This is a genomic window from Pseudaquabacterium terrae (assembly GCF_013266755.1).
Classification (GTDB): domain Bacteria; phylum Pseudomonadota; class Gammaproteobacteria; order Burkholderiales; family Burkholderiaceae_C; genus Pseudaquabacterium; species Pseudaquabacterium terrae.
Genome location: NZ_JABRWJ010000005.1, coordinates 1 through 16,730, shown reverse-complemented (window position 1 = coordinate 16,730; position 16,730 = coordinate 1). Strand labels below are relative to the sequence as shown.

The following is a 16,730-nucleotide window of genomic DNA, read 5'->3' as shown; positions in this document are numbered from 1 at the left end:
CGAGCGATCAGTGCCGGCTGCGGCGGACGAGCGTTCCGATGTCGAGGATCAGCGCGACGCGGCCGTCACCCATGATCGTGGCGCCCGACACGTCCGGCACCTTGCGGTAGTTGGCCTCGAGGTTCTTGACCACCACCTGCTGCTGGCCGAGCAGTTCGTCGACCAGCAGGGCGACGCGCGCCCCCTCGGCCTCGACCACCACCATGATGTTGCTGACGTGCTCGAAGTCGAAGCGCGGCACCTCGAAGACCTTCTCCAGGTCGATCACCGGCATGTACTCGTCGCGTACCTCGACCACGCGGCCGGTGGTGCCGATCGTCTTGATCATGTTCGGCTGCACCTGGAACGACTCGACCACCGAGCCCAGCGGCAGGATGTAGCACTCGTCGCCGACACCGACGCTCATGCCGTCCATGATGGCCAAGGTGAGCGGCAGCCGCACCTTGACGCTCATGCCGTAGCCTTCGGCCGAGTCGATGTCCACCGTGCCGCCGAGCGACAGGATGTTCTTCTTGACCACGTCCATGCCGACACCGCGGCCGGAGACGTCGGTGACCTGGTCGGCCGTCGAGAAGCCCGGCGCGAAGATCAGGTTCCAGCATTCCTGGTCGGTCATCGAATCCGGCGCGTCGATGCCTTTCTCGCGCGCCTTCTTGATCAGCTTCTCGCGGTTCAGGCCGCGGCCGTCGTCGCGCACTTCGATGACGATCGAGCCGCCCTGGTGCGAAGCGACCAGCGTGATCGTGCCGGTCTCGGGCTTGCCCTTGGCCACCCGGTCGGCCGGCGATTCGATGCCGTGGTCGCAGCTGTTGCGCACCAGGTGCGTCAGCGGATCGGTGATCTTCTCGACCATGCCCTTGTCGAGCTCGGTCGCTTCGCCGACGGTCACCAGGTCCACCTTCTTGCCCAGCTTGGCGGCCAGGTCGCGCAGCATGCGCGGGAAGCGGTTGAAGACCATCGACATCGGAATCATCCGGATCGACATCACCGCTTCCTGCAGGTCGCGGGTATTGCGTTCCAGGTCGGCGAGGCCCGAGGTCATCTGCTGGTACAGGCCGGGGTCGATGCCCTTGCTGTTCTGCGCCAGCATGGCCTGCGTGATGACGAGCTCGCCGACCAGATTGATCAGCTGGTCGACCTTCTCGACCGAGACGCGCAGCGTCGCCGAGTCGAGGCCGGCAGCGGCCTTGGCTTCGGCCTTCGGCGCGGCGGCCTTGGCCGGGGCGGCGGCCTTCGGCGCGGCGTCGCCCACCGGGGCGGCGGCCGGGGCCGGCGCGGCGGCCGCGCCTTCGGCGGGCGCACCGGGCGCGTCATCGAAGAAGCCGTAGCCGGGGTCGGTGCTCGCCGCTTCCGGCGGCGGCGCACCGGGCGCGCCTTCATGGAAGCCGAAGCCGGGGCCGATCGGCGCCAGGCGCACCGATTCGCGCGGCACGTGGAAGGTGAACAGGTCCAGCAGGTCGCTGTCGCTCGACGCGGTGGTGACCTTGAAGCGGCGCATGCCGTCGTGGCCGTTGCCGCCGTCCAGCGGCTCGATGGTGCCGAGGCCGGAAATTTCCTTGAACAGGTCGACGATCGAGTCGGCCTGCGTCATGTCGGGGAGCTCGCCGATCGTCAGCTCGATGACGCGCACGTCGTTCTTCAGCGGCGCGCGGGCAGGGGCCGGTGCGGCGGCAGGGGCCGAGGCGACGACGGGGGCCGAGACGGCCGCGGTGTCGACCGTGCCGCCGGCGCACAGCGTCTTGATCGTGAACAGCAGTTCAGTGGTGTCGATCTCGCCGCCGCCCGATCCCTGGTGGCGCGCGAGCATCGCTTTCAATGCATCGCCCGATGCAAGCAGCACGTCGACCATCTGCGAGGTCGGCTGCAATTCATGCCGGCGCAGCTTGTCGAGCAGCGCTTCCATCTGGTGCGTCAGCTCGGCGACGTCGGAAAACCCGAAAGTGGCCGCGCCGCCCTTGACCGAGTGCGCGCAGCGGAAGATCGCGTTCAGCTCTTCGTCGTCGGCCGCCGAGACGTCGAGGACCAGGAGCATCTGCTCCATCGTGCCGAGGTTCTCTCCGGCTTCTTCAAAGAAGACCTGGAAGAACTGACTCAGGTCGATGCCGGCGGACATGTGCGCGCCGTCGTTGCTCGTCTCTGCCATGGCAGAAGCCTCCGATGTTCTGGGTACTGCGAAGAGATGCGGAGAGAAAGACTCAGCGGATGACCTTGCCGATCACTTCGATCAGCTTGGCGGGATCGAAGGGCTTGACCAGCCAGCCGGTTGCGCCAGCGGCGCGGCCGGCCTGCTTCATCTGGTCGCTCGACTCGGTGGTCAGGATCAGGATCGGCGTGGCCTTGAACTTCGGGTTCTCGCGCAGCTTCTTGGTCAGGCTGATGCCATCCATGCGCGGCATGTTCTGGTCGGTCAGCACGAGGTTGAAGTCGGTCTTGCCGGCCTTCTCCCACGCGTCCTGGCCATCGACGGCCTCGACGACGTTGAAGCCGGCGTTCTTGAGCGTGAAGGAGACCATTTGGCGCATCGAGGCCGAGTCATCGACGGCGAGGATTGAGTGCATCGCTTACTCCGGGGATCAGGGGGTTATCGGGCGTAACAATGAAAAACTTAGAACAGCTCGATCGAGCCTGCGTCCATTTCGTCCTGGGTGACGGGGTTGGGTCGCAGCGGCGCGTCTTCGATCACCGCTTCACCTTCCTCGTCGTCACCCATCACGTCGCGCGCCAGGCGATCGGCGCAGTTGCGCAGCCGGCGCTGCAGGTGCGCGATCAGCTGCGTCGACATGTCCTGGAACTGCAGCGCGGTCACTGCGCCGCCCATGTGCTGCATCGCCTGCTGGAGAGGCTCTTTGTCGAGCGCAGGCAAACGCTCGGCGAGCGCCAGCAACTGGCCTATCTGGGCCGAGGCGCCATAGAAATGCCCCATCAGGGTTTCCGTGGCATCGGTCAGCAGGCCGGCGAGGCGCTCCAGGTCGTTGTTCGCGACCATCAAGTTGTCCTGCACATCCGCCGCTGTCAGCAGCGGCATCTGTGTCATGGACGACTCTGCCGTCGGTTCGTTGTTCAACATCGTCACTCCGCGTTGGGGTCGAGACCGGCCGTACGCATTCGGCTCTGGTGACATCATTTTTCGGCAGGGACCCCCTCGGCATTGAGCCGATGACGGCGGAAAAGGCGGCCCATTTCCACGCCAAGCGTGCTGCAGGGGAGTGGGGTTTGCCATACTCCCCGGTGATGGTCAGCCCCCAGCTCACTTCGTTCGCGTCCCCCGAGGGGCGCTCGGTGCCCTTCGGGCGGCCGGGCGGGCACCGATGACGGAAGCCTCCGCCGCCCGCCCGCTGCGGCTGTTGCACATCGAGGATTCGCCGCTCGACCACGATCTGGCGCTGGCCCACCTGCGGCGCGCCGGGTTGCGGGTGCAGGCGCTGCGGGTCGATTCCGAGGCCGACTACCGGCGCGCGCTGACCGAGCAGGACTGGGACGTCATCCTGTCGGACTTCAACCTGCCCGGCTTCACCGGTCTGAAGGCGCAGGAGATCCTGCAGCACAGCGGGCTGGCGCTGCCCTTCATCCTGGTCTCCGGCGAGATCGGGGAAGACACCGCGGTGGCGGCGATGCGCAGCGGGGCGAGCGACTACCTATTGAAGAACAACCTGTCGCGGCTGGCGCCGGCGGTGGAGCACGCCATCGAGGCCCAGCGCGAGCGCAAGGCGCGCAAGGACTTCGAGCGTGAGCTGGCGGCGTCGCGCCAGCGCCTGTCCGAGCTGGCGCAGCACCTGCAGACCAGCGTCGAGATGGAGCGCGCGGCGATCGCCCGCGAGATCCACGACGACGTCGGCGGCGGCCTGACGGCGATCAAGTTCGACCTGGCCTGGATCGGCCGCCACGTCGGCGCGCCGGAGGTGCAGCAGCGGGTGCTATCGGCGCTGGAGACGGTCGACCTGGCGATCGAGGCCAGCAAGCGCATCATGCACAACCTGCGGCCCGCGATCCTGGAGCAGGGGCTGGTCGCGGCGCTGCAGTGGATGGCGTCGCGCTTCGAGAAGCGCAACGGCATACCGTGCATATTCCGCACCACGCACGAGCTGATGCAGCTGCCGGCCGGCGTGCCGCTGGTGGCCTACCGCTTCGGGCAGGAGGCCCTGACCAATGTCAGCAAGCATGCGCACGCCACCAAGGTGACGATCGACCTGTCGCTGACGCGCGGCGTGCTGTCGCTGGAGGTGGCCGACAACGGCCGCGGGCTGTCGAGCGCCGACCTGGCCAAGGCCCGCAGCTTCGGCCTGCGCGGGCTGCACGAGCGTGCCGGCACCGTCGGCGGCTGGGTCGACGTGTCCAGCGGCGCGGGCGGCACGGTGCTGATGCTGTCGGTGCCGCTGTCGCTGCACGGGGCCGATCACGACGACGATCGGCAACGCCGCTTCGACGACGACGAGGACCACGATCCTTCGACCTGGGGGGCGCCATGAGCCCACATCCAACATGATCAAAGTGATGCTGTGCGATGACCACGCGTTGATCCGCCGCGGCATCCGCGACACGCTGGCCGACGCGCCGGACATCGAGGTCATCGGCGAGGCGGGCGACTACGGCGAGCTGCGCGCGCTGCTGCGCGGCGCCCGCTGCGACGTGCTGGTGCTGGACATCAACCTGCCGGGCCGCTCGGGCCTGGACGTGCTGCACACGCTGAAGGACGAGGCCTCGCCGATCAAGGTGCTGGTGGTCAGCATGTACCCCGAGGACCAGTACGCGATCCGCGCCTTGCGCGCCGGCGCCTTCGGCTACGTCAACAAGGGCGGTGACCCGCAGCTGATCGTGCAGGCGGTGCGCACGGTGGCGCAGGGGCGCAAGTACGTGACGCCCGAGATCGCGCAGATGCTGGTCGAGAGCCTGACCACGCCGGTGCCGGAGAACGCGCACGACAAGCTGTCCGACCGCGAGCTGCAGACGCTGGTGATGATCGCCTCGGGCAAACGCCTGTCGGACATCGCCGAGGAGCTGATGCTGTCGCCGAAGACGGTGTCGGTCTACCGCGCGCGGGTGCTCGAGAAGCTGAACCTGCAGAACAACTCGGAGCTGACGGTCTACGCGATCAGGAACGGGCTGGTCGGCGGCTGATCATCATTGGGTAGATTGACTCAGTGACGTCGCGGCGCCTTGATCGTCAGGATGCCAGTGGTGTCGCCGCGTCGTGGGTCTCATCCAGCATCAGATCGCACGACGGCGGCTCGTCAGGCACGCCGAGCAGCGGCGCGAGCTCGGCGGCGGGCATCGGCCGGCCGATGTGATAACCCTGCACGCGGTGGCAGTGCAGCGCGGCCAGCAGCCGCAGCTGCTGCTCGTGCTCGACACCTTCGGCGACGATCTCGACGCCCAGTGATCCGGCCATCTCGACGATCGCGCGCACGATCGCCGCGGTGTCGTCGCTGGTGGCGATCTCGGCGGTGAAGCTCTTGTCGATCTTGATCGTGTCGATCGGGAAGCGGCGCAGGTGGTTCAGGCTCGAATAGCCGGTGCCGAAGTCGTCGAGCGCAAGCAGCACGCCGATGGCCTTCAGCGTGCTCAGCGTCGCATGCACCGACTCGGCGTTGTGCATCAGCGCGGTCTCGGTCAGCTCCAGCTCCAGCGCCTGCGGCGGCAGGCCGCACAGCTCCAGCGTCTCGCGCACCAGCTGCGGAATGTCCTGCGTGATGAACTGCCGTGCCGACAGGTTCACCGCCATCACCAGCCGCGTATGCCCGGCGGCATGCCAGGCCTGCAGCTGGCGGCCGGCGCTGCGCAGCACCCAGCGGCCGATCGGCGCGATCAGCCCGGTTTCCTCGGCCAGCGGGATGAAGCGGTCCGGGCTGACATTGCCCAGCACCGGGTGGCGCCAGCGCAGCAGCGCCTCGACGGCGACGATGCGCCCTGATTCCGGCGCGACCTGCGGCTGGTAGTGCAGCTCGAACTGGTCGTGCTCGACGGCCAGGCGCAGCGCGCTCTGCAGCTCGACGCGCTGCAGCGCCTGCAGCCCCATGTCGCGGGTGTAGCACTGGAAGCCGTTGCGGCCCTCGGCCTTGGCGCGGTACATCGCCGCGTCCGCCTGCTTCAGCAGCAGCTCGGCGCTGTCGCCGTCGGCCGGGAAGGTGGCCAGGCCCAGGCTGGCGGTCACGTGCAGCAGGCGCTCGTCGAAGCGCAGCGGTCGCGACAACGCCTGAACGATCTCGTGCGCGACCAGCGCCGCCTCGTCGGCGCGCGGCAGGTCGACCAGCATCACGACGAACTCGTCGCCGCCCAGGCGGGCCACCGTGTCACCCTGGCGCACGATCGCCTGCAGCCGGCCGGCGACGGCGCGCAGCAGCCGGTCGCCGACCTCATGGCCGAGGCTGTCGTTGATGTACTTGAAGCCGTCCAAGTCGAGGAACAGCAGCGCCAGCGGCCGGCCGGTGCGCCGCGCCTGGCCCAGCGCCTGCGTCATGCGGTCCTGCAGCAGCGCGCGGTTCGGCAAGCCGGTCAGCTCGTCGTGGTGCGCCATGTGGCGGATGCGCTGCTCGGAGCGCTGGCGTTCGATCGCGATGCCGGCCAGCCGCGCCGCCGATTCGATGCAGTGGCGCTGGTGCGCGGTCGGCGCCCAGCCGTCCTGCGCATGGACCACGAAGCTGCCGAGCACGGCCTCGCTGTGCGACAGGATCGGCGTCGACCAGCCCGTGCCGGGTGCCGGCAGCGGGGTCGGGTCGGGGTTGTCGAGCAGCAGGATCGACGCGCTGACGCCCTTGACCTGCGATTCGGCCAGCTGCACCAGGCGGTCCAGTACCTCGGGCATCGGCGCGCGGGTGGCGATCATCTCGAGGATGTGGCCTTGTTCGCTGAGCGCCTCGCGCGCGCTGACGGTCGGCGCTTCGCGCGAGTCGACACCGGCGATGCTGTGCTGCCAGCGGCGGCGGCGGTCGAGCAGAGGCCGCCAGGCCCGCGCCAGGAGCAGGCCAGCGACGAGCCCCGCAAACAGCGCAGCGGCGATCAGCATTGGCGGCAGATCGGCAGGAAGCGCGGCGGCTTGAGTCCCGGCAGGGCCCGAAGCGTGAAGGAATTGGCTAGGCGGTGATCTCGGCGGCGGCGGCGACCAGCGATTCGTGCGCCGGCAGGCGCACGACCAGCAGTTCCGGCGTCAGCTTGAGCTTGGCCAGCACCGGCGCCTGCCACAGGCGCACGGCGTCGATGCGATCCAGATCGTCCTCGCCGGCGTCGGTCAGCACGCTGGCGAGCCGCAGGATCGCGCCCAAGGGCGAGAACGGCTCGGCGCCGAGCGGATTGGCAGCTGTGAACAGTGCATCGACCAGCTCCAGCGGCAGGTGCCAGCGTGCCGCCAGCTCGGCCGAGACCTCGGCGTGGCTGCAGCCGAAGTGTTCGCGCTCGACGCTGAAGATGCTGTCCGGCGCACCGGCCACCGATTCGACCAGCGCCACCGAGCCCGGGTCGGCCATCAGCATCAGCAGCTGGCCGCTGCGCAGCAGCAGGCCGGCGACCTCGGCCATCGCCGCGTCCTGGTCGAGCAGCGACGCGACGACCCGGGCGTAGCCGGCGGTGGCCAGGTTCTGGCGCCAGAAGCGCTGGCGGTCGAAGCCGCGCGGCCGCGGGAAGGTATCGACCAGGCACGCGGTGAGCGCCAGGCCGCGCAGGCCGTTCAGGCCGATCAGCGCAGCAGCATCGGGCAGGTGGGCGACACGCCGGCGCGCGCCGTAGCGCGCGGTGTTGGCCAGCCGCAGCACACGTGCGGTCAGCGCCGAGTCCTGCGCGATCAGCTCGGACAGCTCGACCAGCGAGACGTCCTCGCGACGAAAGGTCTCCAGCAGCCGATGCGCCACCTCCGGCAGCGCAGGCAGCGAGTTGGCGTGGACGAAGAAGCGGTCGATCGTGGACATGGTGGGCTCCCTGCTTGTCTGGCCGCCATGTGTACGGCGGCAACCCCGATTCCATTTCGACATCCAGCCCCGCGGGCTTGAATCCCAAGGGCTACTGGAAGTGTCCGAGCATGCGCTCGAGCGCCATCGTGAACGGCTGCTGCAGCAATGGCAAGGTCAGCAGCATGCCGACCAGGCCGACGCCCAGCGTGATCGGAAAACCGATCGCGAAGATGTTGATCTGCGGCGCGACGCGCGAGATGACGCCGAGCACCAGGTTGACGAACAGCAGCATGCCGACCAGCGGCAGCGCGATCCACAAGCCCATCGTGAAGATGTCGGCGCCCCAGCTGTGCACCTGCACCGCACGCAGGAAGGCGAACGGCTCCGGGCCGACCGGGAAGGCGGTGAAGCTCTTGGTCAGCGCCGCGATGATCGCCAGGTGGCCGTTGATGATGATGAACAGGAAGCCGACGATGGTGCCGAAGAAGCGGCCGGACGCGGTGCCCTGCGACGCGGTGGCCGGGTCGAAGAAGCCGGCGAAATTCAGGCCCATCTGCAGGCCGATGATCTCGCCGGCGAATTCCACCGCGGCGAACACCACCCGCACCGCGAAGCCGAGCGACACGCCGATCAGCACCTGCTGGATCACCAGCATGAAGGCGGCCGCCGAATCGAGCGGCACCACCGGCATCGGCGGCAGCGTGGCCTGCGAGCACAGCGCGATGAAGAAGGCCAGCGACACCTTGACGCGCATCGGCACCGAGCGCTGGCTGAACACCGGCAGGCTGGTGAACAGCGCCAGCGCGCGCAGGAACGGCCACAGCAGCGGCGTCAGCCACGCGGTGAGCTGCGCTTCGGTGAAGCTGATCACGTTCCGGCCCGGCGGACGCTCATCCGACCATCGTGGGAATCGACGTCAGGGTGCGCTGGATGTAGTCGACCAGCATCGTGATCATCCACGGGCCGGCCACCGCCAGCACCGCCACCGCGGCCAGCACCTTCGGCACGAAGCTCAAGGTCTGCTCGTTGATCTGCGTGGCCGCCTGGAAGATGCTGACGACGAGACCCACCACCAGCACTGCCAGCAGCAGCGGCGCCGAGATCAGCAGCAGCATGTACAGGCCTTGCTGGCCGAGCGTGAAGACGTGTTGCGAATCCATAGTGCACCTAAGTCGCGAAAGAGGCGGCCAGCGAGCCGAGCAGCAGGTTCCAGCCGTCGGCCAGCACGAACAGCATCAGCTTGAACGGCAGCGCGACGAGCACCGGGCTCAACATCATCATGCCCAGGCTCATCAGCACGCTGGCGACGATCATGTCGATGATCAGGAACGGGATGAAGATCAGGAAGCCGATCTGGAAGGCGCTTTTCAGCTCACTGGTGACGAAGGCGGGCACCAGCACCGAGAACGGCATCTGCTCGCCCTTGACCTCCGGCGCCACCTTGGCCAGCTTGGCGAACAGCTGCATGTCGCTCTGCCGCGTCTGCTTGAGCATGAACTCGCGCATCGGGCCTTCGCCGCGCTTCAAGGCTTCGTTGAACTCGATCTGCTGCGCCTGGTAGGGCGCCCAGGCCTGGGTGTAGACCTTGTCGATCGTCGGCGACATCACGAAGAAGGTCAGGAACAGGCTCATGCCGACGATCACCTGGTTCGGCGGCGCGGCCTGCGTGCCCAGCGCCTGGCGCAGCAGCGACAGCACGATGACGATGCGCGTGAAGCCGGTCATCAGCAGCAGCACCGCCGGCAGGAAGGACAGCGCGGTGAAGAACAGCAGCGTCTGGATCGGCACCGAGTAGCTGGTGCCGCCGGCCCCCTGGCCGACCAGCAGCGGCAGATTCGCGCCACCGGGTGCAGCTTGCGCTAAAGCCGCTGCAGGCAGTGCCGAAAACAGCGATACGGCCAGGCATTGGCCGGCGCGGCGCGCGAGGGGCGAAGAAAACAGGGCTTCAGTGCGCACCGTCGTCTCCCTTCGGAGCGATGGGAGCGGCACCGCGCGCGCGGTTCAGGAACTGCGCGAAGGGCAGGGCAGCGGTGGACGCGGCCGGCAGATCGGCCTGCGGCCCCATCGTGTGCAGCGTATTGATGCCACCCGGCGTGACACCGAGCACCAGCCAGCGGCGCTCCTCGCCCGCGCCGACCTCGACGGTCAACAGGCGCTGGTTCGGCCCCAGCGGCAGCGCGGCGACCAGCCGCATCGGCCCCTGCGACGCGGCGGCGCCGATCGGCGTGCGCTTGAGCAGCCACAGCGCGACGGGAATCAGGACCAGGATCGCGACGAACGCCGCGAGCGGTCCGAGGATCGAGCCACCGGTCATGCTCGGCTCAGGCGGCGCATGCGTTCGCTCGGCGTCACGATGTCGGTCAGCCGGATGCCGAACTTGTCGTTGACGACGACCACCTCGCCCTGGGCGATCAGATAACCGTTGACCAGCACGTCCATCGGCTCGCCGGCCAGCGCCTCGAGCTCGACGACCGAACCCTGCGCCAGCTGCAGGATGTGCTTGATCGGGATCTTGGTGCGGCCGAGCTCGACGGTCAGCTGGACGGGGATGTCCAGGATCATGTTGAGGTCGTTGCCGGCGCCGTTCGGTGCCATGCCGGTCGGCGCGAAGTTCGCGAACGACGCGGCAGCCACGCTCTCGAGCGCGGTGCTCATGCCGTTGTCGGCGGGCTTGGATTCGGCCAGGGCCGCCGCCCATTCGGCGGCCATGCGGTCCTCTTCGGACATCTGCGGTTCACTCATTGCCTTCTCCCAACCAGCCGGCAGGCGTGGTCGTCAACAGTCGGTCGATCTTGATGGCGTAGCGGTTGTTGGAGGTGCCGTAGTGGCAGTCGAAGACAGGAACGCCGTCGATCTTGGCCTGGATCATCGGATTCAGATCCAGCTCGATGAAGTCGCCCGGCTTGAATGCCAGCAGCTGCTCGACGGTGGCCTGCGCATAGGCCAACTCGGCGACGAGCTTGACGTCGGCCGACTGGATCTGCTGCTTCAGCAGCTGGACCCAGCGGCGATCGGGTTCGCTCGAGTCGCCCTGCATCGTGCTGTACAGCACGTCGCGGATCGGCTCCAGCGTCGAGTACGGAATGCAGAAGTGCACGGTGCCGCTGGTCTCGCCGATCTCCAGCGTGAAGCTGGTGGCGACGACGATCTCGGAGGGCGTCGCGATGTTCGCGAACTGCGGCTGCATCTCCGAGCGCTGGTACTCCATCTCGACCGGGTAGATGCCGGTCCAGGCCTTCTTGTACTCGGCCATGATGGTCTCGACCAGGCGCAGGATCACGCGCTGCTCGGTCGGCGAGAAATCGCGGCCCTCGATGCGGGTGTGGAACTTGCCGGCGCCGCCGAACAGCGCGTCGATGACGGCGAAAACGAGCGTCGGGTCGCAGACGATCAGGCCCGAGCCGCGCAGCGGGCGCACCGAGACGATGTTGAAGTTCGTCGGCACGACGATCTCACGCAGGAAGGCGCTGTACTTCTGCACCTTGATGCCACCGATCGCGACTTCCGGGCTTTTCCGGATGAGATTGAACAAGCCGATGCGGATGTTCCGCGCAAAGCGCTCGTTGATGATCTCCATCGTGGGCATGCGCCCACGAACGATGCGTTCCTGGCTGGCAAGGTCGTAGTCGCGGATGCCACCGGTGGGGGCATCCTCCTGCTCGAGCTTCTGGCTCTCGCCGGTGATGCCTTGCAGCAGCGCATCGACTTCGTCTTGCGAAAGAATCTGCTGATTCATGCGCTGGGCTTTGCTTGAATGCTGGAGGATAAGGTGGACGCGTCGATCCAGTGTTACTGGATGATGATGTTCGCGAACTGCACGGCCTTGATCGGATAGTTCACCGGCGCCTTGCGCTTCTTCTTCTTCGTGCCGGCGGTGGCCGCGTCGTCGTCGTCGTCGAGCGGCATGGTGACGCCCAGCGGGCGCATCGCTTCGCGGCGGATCTCCTGCGCCAGGCGCAGCTTGCCTTCACGCGTCAGCAGCTCGCTGGCGTTCTTGTGCGCCAGCAGCATCAGGATGTTGTTGCGGATCGCCGGCATGTAGAGCTTGAGCTCCTCGCCGACCTTGGCGTCCTCGATCTGCAGCGTGACGCCGACCTGCGCGTAGCGCTCGGCATCGCGGTCGGCCAGGTTGACGGTGAAGGGGTCCAGCGGCACGAAGATCGGCGGCACGCGCTTTTCTTCTTCCTTCGCGTCCTCGGCCTTGGCCTTGGCGGCGGCCTTGACGTCGCCGCCTTCGTCGGCTTCAGCCTCGGCTTCGGCCGCGGCGCGCTTCTTCAGCAGGAACAGGCCCGTGCCGCCGCCGGCCAGCACCAGCAGCAGCGCGGCGGCGATGATGATGATCAGCTTCTTCTTGCCGGCGGTCTTCGGCGGCGAGGCGTCGGTGACTTCGGCGGTGGCGGCGGTGGACATGGGCTCTCCGGGCGGTCAGGCACGTGCGGGGTGTTGCCGGCCATTGTTCGGCGGAGGGCCTGTTCGCAATGATCCGAATAGCGGGGGAAAGGGCGGCGATTTGGAGCCCTGGGCTGCCGGACGGACGGGCAGGGCTGCGCCGCCGGGCGTTCAGCCGGCGGGGCAGGAAGGTCGCGCTCGGTCAGGCCACCAGGTCGACCAGCCCGCGGCGTGCGCCGGGGCGAACGGTGGTGGAGACGGCGGCCGGGCCGCCCTCGTTGCCACGCTGGCCTGGACCGTTGTGGCGGCGGTGGCCGTCTTCGGCGCCGTGGCGGCCGGACGACTGCTGCTGGGGCTGCTGGAACACGCCGCCGCCGGTCAGCGTCATGCCGGCGTCGCGCAGCGAGCCGGCCAACGCCGGCAGCGAGGATTCGATCGCCTGCCGCGTCGAAGCGACCTCGGCGTGGAAGTCGACACGCGCGGCGCTGCCGTCCAGCGAGATCTGCACCAGCACCGGACCCAGGTCGACCGGGTTCAGCTCGATGCGTGCCTGCTGCACGCCGTCCTTGGCCAGCAGCGTGATCTGGGCGCCCATCGCCGGGGCGAACTCGGGGCTTTGCGGCGAGGCCGGCAGCGAATAGGTCGGTGCGTCGGCGAACGAGGGCGCTGCGGCGGTCGGCGCCGGCGCGGCCGTGGCCGGCACCAGCAGCGATTGCAGTTGGTCGGCGAAGCGCGGCGCGGCAGGCATCGCCTGGGCCGGTGCGGTGCCCGGGGCAGCAGCGGCCGCCGCGGCGGTGAAACGTTCGCCGCTCGAGGCGTCGTCGCGGCCGCCGTGGGCCTGGGCACCGGCGCGTGCCACCGGCACGCGGGCGTCCGCTGTGTCGGCGCGAAGCGGGTCGTGCGCGGGCCGATCGCCCGCGGTTTCGGCGGCGGGCGTGCGGGCGGCGCTGCGCGGTGTCGCGCGGTCGGCCGACGCTTCGGCGCCGGTGCGGGTGGTCGTCAGCGCTGCGGCAGTCGGCGTGGGCACCGCGGCGCGGGCGCCGGCAGTCGACGGCACGCGCGCGTCGGCGAGCACGGTGGCCGCGACCGGCGCCGTCAGCGGCGCCACCGACTCGGCAGCGAGCGGCGGTGCGGGGGCAATCGCCGGCGTGGTGGTGATCGTTGGCGCGCGGGCCATCGGGCTGGCGGGCTCGGCGGCGGTCACGTCGGCCGGCGCGATCTCCGGCGTCGCCGCATCGGGGCGGTCGGCTTGCAGGGTCGACGCCGCCGGGGCGGGGTCGTCGAGCCGGACCGGCTTGTCGCCGCCTTCGGCCGGTGTGATCGGCGTGTGCGGCGAGGGCAATGGCGTCGCCGGCGTCGGCGCGACCATCGTCGGGCGCGGGCTGCCGGTGTCGCTCGCACCACGATGGGTCGGCTGGATCAGTGGTTCGGTAAGGGTTGTCCGCTGCTTTGGCGCAGCGGACGCGGCGGGGGCCGGGCCACCGATGGCAGCGGCCGCTGCGGCGGCGATGGCGTTGTGGGCCAGCGGATCGATCGGCGCCCCCGCGGTGGCCGGCACCTCGGCCGGCAGCGCGGGTGCAAGGCCGGCGGCCAGGCCGATGTCCGCGGCGATCGCCGGCAGCGGCGCCGGGATCGGCGTGGGGTCGAGGGTCGGCGCGACGCCGGCGAGCAGATCGGTGACGCCGGCCAGGCCGCGGTCGTCGGCGGCCGGGGTCAGATCGGTGTCGTCGCCGTCGGCTTGCAGCGCATCGCTGCTGCGCTGCAGCGCATCGGCAAAGGCGCCGGCGCCGGCGCTGTCGGCCCCGGCGTCGGCACGCAGGCCGCCGCCGAGCGGATCGGTGGCGACGCCGGGTTTGGCGGCGGGGGCAGAACTCAGCAGGCTCAGCATGCGAAAAGGCTCGTTCAGATCAGGGACAGCGTCAGGCGCGAGACACCGTTGTCGCGGCAGCGCGAGGCGGCCTCGTCGGTGCTGCGCTGTTCGCGCCGGTCGTCGACGCGGCGCTGTTCCTGCCCGCGGCGTTCGATCAGCTTGCGCACCGCGGCGACCCGCTGCTCGCGCTCGAGCAGCACCGCGCGCGCCTGGGCGACGCGGTTCTGCGCCTGGGCCGCCGTGTGGCTCTGCTGGGTGATCGCCTGGTCGAGGCGCTGGCCGAAGCCCTGGTAACACTGCAGCAGCTCGATCGAGCCGGCCTGGCGGAACTGGGTCGACCAGCGCTGTTGATATTGCGAGCGGTAGGTCTGCAGCTGCTCGGCCTGCGCCTGCGCATGCGCGGCGGCGGCCTCGGCATTGCGGAGCACCGTGATCGCGGCGTCGCGTTCGGCTTCGGCGTGTTCGAGCAGCGTGGAGAGCGGAGTGGTCATCGCTTGGGCCTCTGGAGGGGGCATCAGGTGCCGACCAGCCGGCACAGCTGGCTGCGGCTCATGTCGAGCGGGGCGCGGTCGTGCATGTCCTGCTGCAGCAGGCCGACGAGTTGCGGCTGCAGCCGGACCGCGAGGTCGAGCTCGTGGTCGTGGCCCGGCTGGTAGGCGCCGAGCTGGATCAGGTCACGCGCGCGCGTCAGCTTCGACAGCAGCGCGCGGGCGCGGCGGGCCGCTTCGATCTGCTCGCGCGGGGCGACGCTGGTCATCACGCGCGAGATCGAGCGTTCGACGTCGATCGCCGGGAAGTGGCCGCTTTCGGCCAGCTCGCGCGACAGCACGATGTGGCCGTCGAGAATGCCTCGCGCGGCGTCGGCGATCGGGTCCTGCTGGTCGTCGCCCTCGGACAGCACGGTGTAGAACGCGGTGATCGAGCCGATGCCGTTCAGGCCGTTGCCCGAGCGCTCGACCAATTGCGGCAGCTTCGCGAAGCAGGACGGCGGATAGCCCTTGGTGGCTGGGGGCTCGCCGATGGCCAGCGCAATCTCACGCTGGGCCATCGCGTAGCGCGTCAGGCTGTCCATCAGCAGCAGCACGTGGCGGCCTTCATCGCGGAAGTGTTCCGCGATCGCCGTGGCGTAGGTCGCCCCCTGCATGCGCACCAGCGGCGGCGCATCGGCCGGCGCGGCGACGACGACCGAGCGCGCCAGCCCTTCCTCGCCGAGGATGTCCTCGATGAATTCCTTGACCTCGCGGCCGCGTTCGCCGATCAGCCCGACGACGATGACGTCGGCGGCGGTGTAGCGGGCCATCATGCCCAGCAGCACCGACTTGCCGACGCCGGTGCCGGCGAACAGGCCGATGCGCTGGCCGCGGCCGATTGTCAGCATCGAATTGATGGCCCGCACGCCGGTGTCCAGCGGCGTGCGCACCGGGTCGCGGTCCATCGCGTTGATCGGGCGGCGCACCATCGGCTCGGGCCGCACGTATTGCAGCGGGCCGTTGCGGTCCATCGGGTGGCCGTGCGCGTCGACGACGCGGCCGAGCAGGCCGTCGCCCATCGGCAGGTGCAGGCCGCGGTCTTCGGTGCGGCGCCACAGCTGGTTGTCCTTGCCGAGCAGCGGCGGTGCCTGCGGCGTCGTGCGCGCGCTGACGCGGGCGCCGCTGGTCAGGCCGTGCACCTCGCCGGTGGGCATCAGGAAGGCGCGGTCGCCGTTGAAGCCGACGACTTCGGCCAGCACCGGGTCCTTGGCCTCGCCATGCACCTCGCAGACCGAGCCGACGGGCGCCCGCACGCCGGCGGCCTCGAGCACCAGGCCGGTGACGCGCACCAGCGTGCCCTGGTTCTGCAGCGGCGTGCGCAATGCGGCGTAGTTCTCCAGATCCTTCAGGTAGTGGTGCCAGCGCTGCACGCGCGCGGGCACACCGGTGTCGATGTCGACGTCGGGGCGGGCGGCAGGGTGGGACATGAAGGGCGGTGGGCGCAGGCTGCGCCTTTTGGCGCGGATGCAGGATGTTCGCCCAGCCACCCGGTCGGGGCCGGCGGATAAGGGGCACAAAACCGGCTTGACTCCGGTCTTGAGGCCGTCAGCGACCCTTCCAGCTGGCCCAGGCCAGCCCCAGCGCCGACAGGCTCCCCACCACCAGCACCGGCGCCAGCAGCGGCGCGTTCACTTCGGTCGCGAACTTGTGCAGCCCGACGCCGGGGATCACCGCCAGCGCGGCGGCGAAGCCGAACCAGCGCGCGGCCGGCGCGCGCAGCAGGAACTGCACCGCGGCTGCCAGGCACAGCGCCATCGTCGCGGCGAGGTACGGGCCGCGGGCGGCAGGCGGGTGCGGCTCGATGCCGGCCAGCAGGGCGATGTTCATGCAGGCGAACATCGCCAGCAGCGACACCAGCGTTGCCAGGGCGAGTGCGCGGAGGGAATCGTTCGAGGTCATCTCAGTTGCTCCGGTACAGGTTGGGGAACTGGGAGGCCGCTGACGGCCCGTTGCGGTCGTTGGTGTGGGTGGTCGTTTGGGACTTGTTTCGTGTTGAGCGCCCGAGCGGCTCGGGGTGCGGGCACGGCGGGCCGAATCCGGCGGTCGGCCCTGGGGGGCCGACTG

The 16,730-nt window shown here is 69.4% G+C and carries 18 protein-coding genes; 2 read left to right on the top strand and 16 right to left on the bottom strand.

Annotated features, from left to right (window positions below):
* Positions 1-7 precede the first annotated feature (7 nt).
* Genes HLB44_RS16095 through HLB44_RS16085 form a run of 3 tightly spaced genes read right to left on the bottom strand, consistent with a single transcriptional unit; the run spans position 8 to position 3,067 of the window.
* Complete coding sequence (locus HLB44_RS16095) at positions 8-2,143, bottom strand: chemotaxis protein CheA (protein WP_173124321.1); 2,136 nt, start codon at positions 2,141-2,143, stop codon at positions 8-10.
* A 52-nt stretch (positions 2,144-2,195) separates the two neighbouring features.
* Positions 2,196-2,558, bottom strand: a complete 363-nt coding sequence (locus tag HLB44_RS16090; protein WP_173124319.1) for a response regulator — start codon at positions 2,556-2,558, stop codon at positions 2,196-2,198.
* Between the two features lie 47 nt (positions 2,559-2,605).
* Positions 2,606-3,067, bottom strand: a complete 462-nt coding sequence (locus tag HLB44_RS16085) for a hypothetical protein (protein ID WP_173124317.1) — start codon at positions 3,065-3,067, stop codon at positions 2,606-2,608.
* Positions 3,068-3,308: 241 nt separating this feature from the next.
* Here HLB44_RS16085 and HLB44_RS16080 point away from each other — a divergent pair, with 241 nt between their 5' ends.
* Together HLB44_RS16080 and HLB44_RS16075 are read left to right on the top strand one after the other, a co-directional pair.
* A complete protein-coding gene (locus HLB44_RS16080; protein WP_173124315.1) occupies positions 3,309-4,466 on the top strand; it encodes a hybrid sensor histidine kinase/response regulator in 1,158 nt (385 codons plus the stop codon).
* Between the two features lie 13 nt (positions 4,467-4,479).
* Positions 4,480-5,115 carry a response regulator gene (locus HLB44_RS16075; RefSeq protein ID WP_173124312.1) on the top strand — a complete coding sequence of 212 codons (636 nt, stop codon included), beginning with the start codon at positions 4,480-4,482 and terminating at the stop codon, positions 5,113-5,115.
* Positions 5,116-5,161: 46 nt separating this feature from the next.
* On the opposite strand, the gene HLB44_RS16070 is transcribed toward HLB44_RS16075, so the two are convergent.
* The 13 genes from HLB44_RS16070 to HLB44_RS16010 all read right to left on the bottom strand — a co-directional run bounded on the left by HLB44_RS16070 (position 5,162) and on the right by HLB44_RS16010 (position 16,565).
* Positions 5,162-7,000, bottom strand: a complete 1,839-nt coding sequence (locus HLB44_RS16070) for a putative bifunctional diguanylate cyclase/phosphodiesterase (RefSeq protein ID WP_173124310.1) — start codon at positions 6,998-7,000, stop codon at positions 5,162-5,164.
* 67 nt (positions 7,001-7,067) lie between these two features.
* A complete protein-coding gene (locus HLB44_RS16065) occupies positions 7,068-7,895 on the bottom strand; it encodes an HDOD domain-containing protein (RefSeq protein ID WP_173124308.1) in 828 nt (275 codons plus the stop codon).
* A 91-nt stretch (positions 7,896-7,986) separates the two neighbouring features.
* A complete protein-coding gene (gene fliR / locus HLB44_RS16060; protein WP_173124306.1) occupies positions 7,987-8,748 on the bottom strand; it encodes a flagellar biosynthetic protein FliR in 762 nt (253 codons plus the stop codon).
* Between the two features lie 19 nt (positions 8,749-8,767).
* Complete coding sequence (fliQ, locus tag HLB44_RS16055) at positions 8,768-9,037, bottom strand: flagellar biosynthesis protein FliQ (RefSeq protein WP_173124304.1); 270 nt, start codon at positions 9,035-9,037, stop codon at positions 8,768-8,770.
* A gap of 7 nt (positions 9,038-9,044) precedes the next feature.
* Complete coding sequence (fliP, locus tag HLB44_RS16050) at positions 9,045-9,779, bottom strand: flagellar type III secretion system pore protein FliP (RefSeq protein WP_173125520.1); 735 nt, start codon at positions 9,777-9,779, stop codon at positions 9,045-9,047.
* Positions 9,780-9,822: 43 nt separating this feature from the next.
* The gene (gene fliO, locus HLB44_RS16045; RefSeq protein ID WP_173124302.1) at positions 9,823-10,191 is read right to left on the bottom strand and encodes a flagellar biosynthetic protein FliO; all 369 of its coding nucleotides are present in this window, start codon (positions 10,189-10,191) and stop codon (positions 9,823-9,825) included.
* On the bottom strand, positions 10,188-10,619 hold the full coding sequence (gene fliN, locus HLB44_RS16040) for a flagellar motor switch protein FliN (RefSeq protein ID WP_173124300.1): 432 nt from the start codon (positions 10,617-10,619) through the stop codon (positions 10,188-10,190). Before fliN ends, fliO begins: the two co-directional genes overlap by 4 nt.
* Positions 10,612-11,613: a flagellar motor switch protein FliM gene (fliM, locus tag HLB44_RS16035; protein WP_173124298.1), complete on the bottom strand. Its 1,002-nt coding sequence runs from the start codon at positions 11,611-11,613 to the stop codon at positions 10,612-10,614. The genes fliN and fliM overlap by 8 nt, the downstream gene beginning before the upstream one ends.
* Before the next feature lie 53 nt (positions 11,614-11,666).
* A complete protein-coding gene (locus HLB44_RS16030; protein WP_173124296.1) occupies positions 11,667-12,287 on the bottom strand; it encodes a flagellar basal body-associated FliL family protein in 621 nt (206 codons plus the stop codon).
* 181 nt (positions 12,288-12,468) lie between these two features.
* On the bottom strand, positions 12,469-14,154 hold the full coding sequence (locus HLB44_RS16025; RefSeq protein WP_173124294.1) for a flagellar hook-length control protein FliK: 1,686 nt from the start codon (positions 14,152-14,154) through the stop codon (positions 12,469-12,471).
* A gap of 14 nt (positions 14,155-14,168) precedes the next feature.
* Positions 14,169-14,627: a flagellar export protein FliJ gene (fliJ, locus tag HLB44_RS16020; RefSeq protein WP_173124292.1), complete on the bottom strand. Its 459-nt coding sequence runs from the start codon at positions 14,625-14,627 to the stop codon at positions 14,169-14,171.
* Between the two features lie 23 nt (positions 14,628-14,650).
* Entirely contained in the window at positions 14,651-16,093 is a 1,443-nt protein-coding gene (gene fliI, locus HLB44_RS16015; protein ID WP_173124290.1) for a flagellar protein export ATPase FliI, read from the bottom strand.
* Positions 16,094-16,211: 118 nt separating this feature from the next.
* Positions 16,212-16,565 (bottom strand): hypothetical protein, encoded by a 354-nt coding sequence (locus HLB44_RS16010; RefSeq protein ID WP_173124288.1) that lies wholly within the window; start codon positions 16,563-16,565, stop codon positions 16,212-16,214.
* Positions 16,566-16,730 lie beyond the last annotated feature (165 nt).

What these genes read in the sequence shown, in the direction of transcription:
- HLB44_RS16095 (WP_173124321.1), bottom strand. Translation starts at nt 2,143, where the DNA reads ATGGCAGAGACGAGCAACGACGGCGCGCACATGTCCGCCGGCATCGAC.
- HLB44_RS16090 (WP_173124319.1), bottom strand. Translation starts at nt 2,558, where the DNA reads ATGCACTCAATCCTCGCCGTCGATGACTCGGCCTCGATGCGCCAAATG.
- HLB44_RS16085 (WP_173124317.1), bottom strand. Translation starts at nt 3,067, where the DNA reads ATGTTGAACAACGAACCGACGGCAGAGTCGTCCATGACACAGATGCCG.
- HLB44_RS16080 (WP_173124315.1), top strand. Translation starts at nt 3,309, where the DNA reads ATGACGGAAGCCTCCGCCGCCCGCCCGCTGCGGCTGTTGCACATCGAG.
- HLB44_RS16075 (WP_173124312.1), top strand. Translation starts at nt 4,480, where the DNA reads ATGATCAAAGTGATGCTGTGCGATGACCACGCGTTGATCCGCCGCGGC.
- HLB44_RS16070 (WP_173124310.1), bottom strand. Translation starts at nt 7,000, where the DNA reads ATGCTGATCGCCGCTGCGCTGTTTGCGGGGCTCGTCGCTGGCCTGCTC.
- HLB44_RS16065 (WP_173124308.1), bottom strand. Translation starts at nt 7,895, where the DNA reads ATGTCCACGATCGACCGCTTCTTCGTCCACGCCAACTCGCTGCCTGCG.
- fliQ (WP_173124304.1), bottom strand. Translation starts at nt 9,037, where the DNA reads ATGGATTCGCAACACGTCTTCACGCTCGGCCAGCAAGGCCTGTACATG.
- fliO (WP_173124302.1), bottom strand. Translation starts at nt 10,191, where the DNA reads ATGACCGGTGGCTCGATCCTCGGACCGCTCGCGGCGTTCGTCGCGATC.
- fliN (WP_173124300.1), bottom strand. Translation starts at nt 10,619, where the DNA reads ATGAGTGAACCGCAGATGTCCGAAGAGGACCGCATGGCCGCCGAATGG.
- fliM (WP_173124298.1), bottom strand. Translation starts at nt 11,613, where the DNA reads ATGAATCAGCAGATTCTTTCGCAAGACGAAGTCGATGCGCTGCTGCAA.
- HLB44_RS16030 (WP_173124296.1), bottom strand. Translation starts at nt 12,287, where the DNA reads ATGTCCACCGCCGCCACCGCCGAAGTCACCGACGCCTCGCCGCCGAAG.
- HLB44_RS16025 (WP_173124294.1), bottom strand. Translation starts at nt 14,154, where the DNA reads ATGCTGAGCCTGCTGAGTTCTGCCCCCGCCGCCAAACCCGGCGTCGCC.
- fliJ (WP_173124292.1), bottom strand. Translation starts at nt 14,627, where the DNA reads ATGACCACTCCGCTCTCCACGCTGCTCGAACACGCCGAAGCCGAACGC.
- fliI (WP_173124290.1), bottom strand. Translation starts at nt 16,093, where the DNA reads ATGTCCCACCCTGCCGCCCGCCCCGACGTCGACATCGACACCGGTGTG.
- HLB44_RS16010 (WP_173124288.1), bottom strand. Translation starts at nt 16,565, where the DNA reads ATGACCTCGAACGATTCCCTCCGCGCACTCGCCCTGGCAACGCTGGTG.